General features: G+C 47.5%; 7 protein-coding genes. 6 read left to right on the forward strand and 1 reads right to left on the reverse strand.

The features are described from left to right. Nucleotides 1-100: 100 nt before the first annotated feature. The 4 genes from BBG47_RS12340 (at nt 101) to metG (ending at nt 3,356) form a co-directional block, all read left to right on the forward strand. Entirely contained in the window at nt 101-565 is a 465-nt protein-coding gene (locus tag BBG47_RS12340) for a Fur family transcriptional regulator (protein WP_065291938.1), read from the forward strand. Between the two features lie 83 nt (nt 566-648). Next, a complete protein-coding gene (gene yidD / locus BBG47_RS12345) occupies nt 649-873 on the forward strand; it encodes a membrane protein insertion efficiency factor YidD (RefSeq protein WP_065291949.1) in 225 nt (74 codons plus the stop codon). A gap of 177 nt (nt 874-1,050) precedes the next feature. Further along, the gene (locus tag BBG47_RS29900) at nt 1,051-1,194 is read left to right on the forward strand and encodes a hypothetical protein (protein ID WP_156159919.1); all 144 of its coding nucleotides are present in this window, start codon (nt 1,051-1,053) and stop codon (nt 1,192-1,194) included. 149 nt (nt 1,195-1,343) lie between these two features. Next, nucleotides 1,344-3,356 carry a methionine--tRNA ligase gene (metG, locus tag BBG47_RS12350; RefSeq protein WP_065291939.1) on the forward strand — a complete coding sequence of 671 codons (2,013 nt, stop codon included), beginning with the start codon at nt 1,344-1,346 and terminating at the stop codon, nt 3,354-3,356. 113 nt (nt 3,357-3,469) lie between these two features. On the opposite strand, the gene BBG47_RS12355 is transcribed toward metG, so the two are convergent. Continuing rightward, on the reverse strand, nt 3,470-4,282 hold the full coding sequence (locus tag BBG47_RS12355; RefSeq protein WP_065291940.1) for an undecaprenyl-diphosphate phosphatase: 813 nt from the start codon (nt 4,280-4,282) through the stop codon (nt 3,470-3,472). 294 nt (nt 4,283-4,576) lie between these two features. On the opposite strand from BBG47_RS12355, the gene BBG47_RS12360 reads away from it, so the two are divergent. Both BBG47_RS12360 and BBG47_RS12365 read left to right on the forward strand, forming a co-directional pair. Then, entirely contained in the window at nt 4,577-5,560 is a 984-nt protein-coding gene (locus tag BBG47_RS12360; protein ID WP_021253009.1) for a metal ABC transporter substrate-binding protein, read from the forward strand. Between the two features lie 83 nt (nt 5,561-5,643). Continuing rightward, nucleotides 5,644-6,390, forward strand: coding sequence for a metal ABC transporter ATP-binding protein (locus BBG47_RS12365; RefSeq protein WP_065291950.1), 747 nt, complete (start codon nt 5,644-5,646; stop codon nt 6,388-6,390). Nucleotides 6,391-6,419 lie beyond the last annotated feature (29 nt).

Below are 6,419 nucleotides of genomic sequence, written 5' to 3' on the forward strand. Positions count from 1 at the left end.
AATAGGGGCAGTCCTTTTTCTATACTTCGGGTTTGACTTTACCGCTAGTAATAGCGCATTATAGTAGTGACGGGTTCCACATCATAGAGGAGGGACTTCGATGCTGAAGACAGAACAAATTATAGAGAAAATGGCTGATTCAGGGATGAGAATTACGGATCAGCGTCGAACCTTGGCGAAGCTGTTCGCTGACACGGATGGATATTTAACACCTAAGGATGTATACGAATTTATGGGGAAGCGCTATTCCGGCTTGAGCTTCGACACGGTATACCGCAATTTGCGAATCATGTTCGATCTAGGTGTTCTTGAGCAGGTAGTGTTCGAGGATGGAGTCAAGTTCCGCGTAACTTGTGCAGATGGGCATCATCACCATCACATGATATGTTTGCAGTGTGAGAAGACGTATCCGATCCATTTCTGCCCGATGTCGCAGACCGATGTACCTGATCAATTTCAGGTCGTTCAACATAAATTCGAAGTGTTTGGTTACTGCTCTACATGTACAGATAAGGACAATTCAACTTCTATACCTAACCATAATACAGGTGGAACCGGGATATGACGGAGGAAGAAGGCAAGCGATGGAGTTCCTCAAGTGAGGACACACCTGAGCATGAAGATGACCAACGTCAAATTCGACGAAGTCTGGGAACAAAGGTGGCACAGGCACCAGTACGAGCCTACCGCAAATGGATATCACCGCTCAAACCGCCTACTTGCCGCTTCTATCCGACATGTTCCACTTATGCGATGGAAGCATTGGAAGTCCATGGGCCTGTGAAGGGCACATGGCTGACGATGAAGCGAATCGCCAAGTGCCATCCATTTCACCCTGGAGGAATAGACAAGGTTCCTCCGAAGCGTCCTTGACAGAGGGACAGTTCCTGATTTATATTTGAGGGTAGTTGTTGGATGCACATAATTGGAAATCGATATCTCCGAGGAACGGATAAGTAAGCAGAGAAGCCATTTCAGAGAGCCGGTATTGCTGGGAACCGGTATGGACGCTCTTCCGAACATGGTCCGGGAGGAACTGATGGTGAGCGAGTGATTGAGCTGCGAGAAGCAGGCTCTACCGTAAGCTGTTGGCGCATCATTCCCGTTAACGAATGCTTGATCGGCTACATACCGGTCACAATGAAGCCGCCTGTCGATATGTATGCAGGTGGGAAATTGGGTGGTACCACGTGAGATACAGCTCTCGTCCCAAATTGGGCGGGGGCTTTTTCTGTTTATTGAAGCTTTTGTCGAAGCTTTGATTGAAACTCTAGTGAAGTGCAAGAAAGACAACATCGGATTTGCTGCATGAAGAGGCATATGCTGAGGAGGATGAACGAACAATGAGTCAACAACACAACACATTTTACATCACAACGCCGATCTACTACCCAAGCGACAAGCTGCATATCGGTCATGCGTACACAACAGTAGCAGGGGACGCAATGGCACGCTATAAGCGTTTGCGCGGTTTTGATGTTCGCTACTTGACGGGTACAGACGAACATGGTCAGAAGATCGAACGCAAGGCGAAGGACGCAGGGGTAACTCCACAGCAGTTCGTTGACAACATTGTAAGTGGAATTAAGGAACTGTGGAACAAGCTGGATATCTCTTATGATGATTTTATTCGCACAACTGAAGAGCGTCATAAGAATGTGGTTCAGACGATTTTCGACCGCTTGGTTCAGCAAGGTGACATTTACAAGGGTACGTATGAGGGCTGGTATTGTACACCTTGCGAATCGTTCTTCACAGAACGTCAGCTCGAGAATGGCAACTGCCCGGATTGCGGCCGTTCTGTGGAACTGGTTAAGGAAGAGAGCTACTTCTTCCGCATGAGCAAATATGCGGATCGTCTGTTGGAATTCTATGAAGCGAACCCAGAGTTCATTCAGCCAGAATCCCGTAAAAATGAAATGATTAACAACTTCATTAAGCCAGGCTTGGAAGACCTTGCTGTATCCCGTACGTCCTTCGATTGGGGCGTGAAGGTGAAAGACGATCCGAACCATGTTGTTTATGTGTGGATCGATGCACTGTCCAACTACATTTCCGCTCTAGGATATGGCTCGGACAATGATGAATTGTACAAGAAGTACTGGCCAGCGGATGTTCATTTGGTCGGGAAAGAGATCATTCGTTTCCATACGATTTACTGGCCGATTATGCTGATGGCGCTTGATCTTCCGCTTCCGAAGAAAGTGTTCGGACACGGCTGGCTGCTGATGAAGGACGGCAAAATGTCGAAGTCCAAAGGCAACGTTGTCGATCCTGTTATGCTGATTGATCGTTACGGATTGGACGCGCTTCGTTACTACTTGCTGCGCGAGGTGCCGTTCGGATCAGATGGTACGTTTACGCCAGAAGGCTTCGTAGAGCGTATTAACTTCGATTTGGCGAACGATCTAGGCAACCTGTTGAACCGCACCGTTGCAATGATCGAGAAATACTTCGACGGCGAGATTCCTGCATATGCAGGCCAAGTTACAGCATTCGATGGTGAAATTGCTGCCTTCGCTGCACAGACAGTGGATAAAGTGGAAGCAGCTATGGAAGATATGGAATTCTCCGTAGCTCTGACTGCCATCTGGCAGTTCATCAGCCGTACGAACAAATACATTGATGAGACACAGCCTTGGGCACTTGCGAAGGATGAATCCAAGCGTGCAGAATTGGCTTCTGTTATGGCGCATTTGGCAGAGAGCCTGCGTATTTCCTCCATTCTGCTGCAGCCGTTCTTGACACAAGCCCCAGCGAAGGTGTGGGCTCAGCTTGGTATTGAAGCGGAAACGATTACGTCTTGGGAATCTGTTCGCACATTCGGAGCCATTCCGAACGGAACCAAGGTCGTGAAGGGTGACCCGATCTTCCCTCGTCTGGAAGTAGCAGAAGAGGTGCAAATCATCGCTGAAGCAATGAACGGAGGCAAGAAGGCAGAGCCAGCAGCTGAAGAAGCACCTGGCCAAGCCAAAGCAGACAACAGTGCTGCTGCAGCTGAGACAGGTTCGGCGAAGCCGGAAGATGCCAAGGAAGAAATCGCAATTGATGATTTTGCGAAGGTAGAGCTGCGCGTTGCACAAGTGACACATTGTGAACCTGTTCCTAAAGCAGATAAGCTGTTGCGATTGGAATTGGATATGGGCTATGAACAGCGTCAGGTTGTATCTGGAATCGCTCAATATTACAAGCCAGAAGAGCTTATTGGACGCAAGGTAATCTGTGTAGCGAATCTGAAGCCAGTGAAGCTGCGGGGTGTCTTGTCCCAAGGTATGATTTTGGCTGCTTCGAAGGACGGTCAATTGACGGTTGCGACAGTCCCAGACAGCATGCCGAATGGTGCAATTGTGAAGTAACAGAAGTTTGAACGAAATAAATAGGTGGCAGGCATACGTGGATGATTAGGGTATGAATTGCCATAGAAAAAGGCCGAGATCTAACGATCCCGGCCTTTATTTGTCGAACGTTATTAATTGACGAAGAATAGGACGAACAGTCCTGCAAATACACAATAGAGCGAGAACCATTTCAGATTGCCGCGTGCCATAATGCCCATGAACCATTTCAGAGCGAAGTAGGATGCAGCGAAGGAGCATACGAAGGCAAGCAAGTATGGAATCATCATTTGCCCCAGTGTCGGGTCTTTGATCATATCCTTCCCTTCGAGAATCATACTTCCAACGCTGACCGGAATGTACAAAAAGAAGGAGAAGCGAAGGGCAGTTTCCTGCTTCCATCCCAATGCCATCGCAGCTACGATTGTTGAACCGGAACGACTAATCCCTGGAATGAGCGCAACCGCTTGCGCCAGACCAACGATGAACGTCTCGCCAAATGACAGATCTTTGTCTCCCTTGCGGCCGCGCAAGTTGCGTATCAGCCAGAGAGCTAGTGCAGTCACGAGCAGTGTTGCTCCGATAATCTTAACACCTTTGAACACATCTGCAATCGTATCCTTGAACACCACTCCGATAATCCCTGCTGGAATCGTAGCGAGAATTAAATAAATTACGAACATGAAGTCGTCTTTTGCATCCTGAGCGCGTGTGAACAGGAAGCGGAACGTATTTACGGTAAGCCGTACGATATCTTTACGATAAATGAGCAAAATAGCTAGCAAGGAGGCAAAGTTAACGAGCACCTCAAAGCCGAGACCTTCGATATGTAATCCGAATAATCGCTCAGCAATAACCAAATGCCCGCTTGACGATACCGGTATTGGTTCAGTGAAACCCTGCACCAATCCAAGCACGGCATATTTCAGCCATTCGATCCAATCCAAATCATTCACTCCTTAATTTATTCTTTTCGATATAGTTTTGAGCCTAACGGTAGGAATAGGCACTCTATCATATTAGTATCGTCTATCAATGATGTCAAAGAGTAACATGATAGAGAGTGCCTTACAATTTTGTCACATCTGCTTCCAATGAGTATGCAGGCAGGAAATTGGAATGGCAGAAAAGTTAGGATTGACAAGGGAGAAAAGCCTTTTTATAATCTTAATAGTAATCATTACGAATTACAGAAAATTAACATGCGTAACTACATAATTTGCGCAGAAGGAGTTATTCATATGAAGCTGAGAAGTAAATATAGAAGATTGCGTCATTCCTTGTTGACCCTGTGCTGCTTCGCATTGGTGTTGGCAGGATGTACACAAGGTTCTCAATCCGGTATTGTAGAAGGGAAACTTAATGTTGTTACGAGCTTTTATCCGATTGCATTTTTAACAGAACAAATTGGCGGCGAACATGTAAATACCATCAATCTCATTCCAACTGGGATTGAGCCACACGATTGGACACCAAAAAGCCGTGACCTGCATAATGCATCGAATGCCCAGCTGTTGCTCGTCAATGGTGCAGGCTTCGAAACATGGCTGGACGATTTTTTGAAAGGCTTGGATTCCTCGTCTAATGTGAAGACACTTGAGGTAAGCAAGGGCATTCCTCTCATTGAGGCAGATGGAAGCGAGCACGAGCATCACGAAGGAGAAGGCGATGCTTCCGAACATGCGCATGAACACGAACATGGCAGCACAGATCCGCACACGTGGGTGAGTCCAAAATCCGCTTTGACGATGGCAAGCAATGTTAAGGATGCACTCGTTCAAGCCGATGGTGCGCATAAGGGTGAATATGAAGCAAATTATAAGCAGCTAAAGTCGAAGATTGAATCCGTAGATAAGTTATATACGGAGAAGCTAAGCTCGCTGAAGCAGCGTGAGATAGTGGTATCCCATCATGCATTTGGATACTTGTGCCGGGATTATGGATTGACGCAGCATGCAATTATGGGCATTACGCCTGATGCTGAACCAAGAGCGCAAGATTTGGTGAAGCTCTCGAAGCTGGTGAAGGAGAAGGGGTTAAAGTATGTATTCTTTGAGGAGCTTGTATCGGATCAATTAGCGAATACACTGGCTGGTGAAGCGGGTGTGAGCACACTTGTATTGAACCCGCTTGAAGGCTTAACGAAGCAGCAAGCAGATCAAGGGGACAATTACGTAACGCTCATGGAACGCAATTTGCAAAATCTCCTTGTCGCGCTACAATAAATGAGGAACGGATCAATGTCCGTTACCGAGAGTTGCACGGCTGGACGGTTCGTGCAAGGAAGAGAGAGGGCACAATGAGCACAATGATGAATATGACGGACACCTGCCATAACCAGGTGATTTCAATAGAGGATGTTGGCTTTAGCTATGAAGGACAGACGGTTCTGCGCGATGTCAACTTCACCGTATATGAGCGGGATTTTGTAGGTGTTATCGGCACGAATGGCGCTGGCAAGACGACGCTCCTGCGACTGATGGTCGGTTTGCTGAAGCCCACCTCAGGGCAAATTAAGCTGTTCGGAATGCCGATCAATCGGTTCAAGGAATGGGATCGGATTGGGTATGTGCCGCAGAAGAATTCCTTTAATCCATTATTTCCAGCGACTGTGATGGAGGTCGTACAATCCGGCATGTACAATCGCCGGCGAATGTTCCGGCGGGTGAAGCAAGAGGAAATCAATCAATGCCGCGATGCGATGCGTGTGATGCGGGTTGAGGACTTGGCGGATAAGCGCATCGGGCAGTTATCGGGCGGGCAGCAGCAGCGTGTATTTCTAGCACGAGCGATGGTGAATAAGCCTGAACTGCTCATATTGGATGAGCCGACAGTTGGGATCGATACGGAAACGCAAAAGGATTTCTTCAATCTGCTGCAGCATCTGCATGAACATCACCATATGACCTTCATTATGGTTTCTCATGATATGGATCTAGTGAATTCATGGCTGGGCTGTGATCCGAAGGGGACATGCGGCAAGCTGAACTTCTACGTGAAGCATTCGCACAATGTGCAATGTTCAGAGCCGGATCTATCGCACGGTATACTCTAAGAGGTTGTTCAAAAAGTCCGCTTTTGATC

The sequence above is a fragment of the Paenibacillus sp. KS1 genome (genome assembly GCF_001680695.1).
In the GTDB taxonomy this organism is placed as follows: domain Bacteria; phylum Bacillota; class Bacilli; order Paenibacillales; family Paenibacillaceae; genus Paenibacillus_B; species Paenibacillus_B suaedae.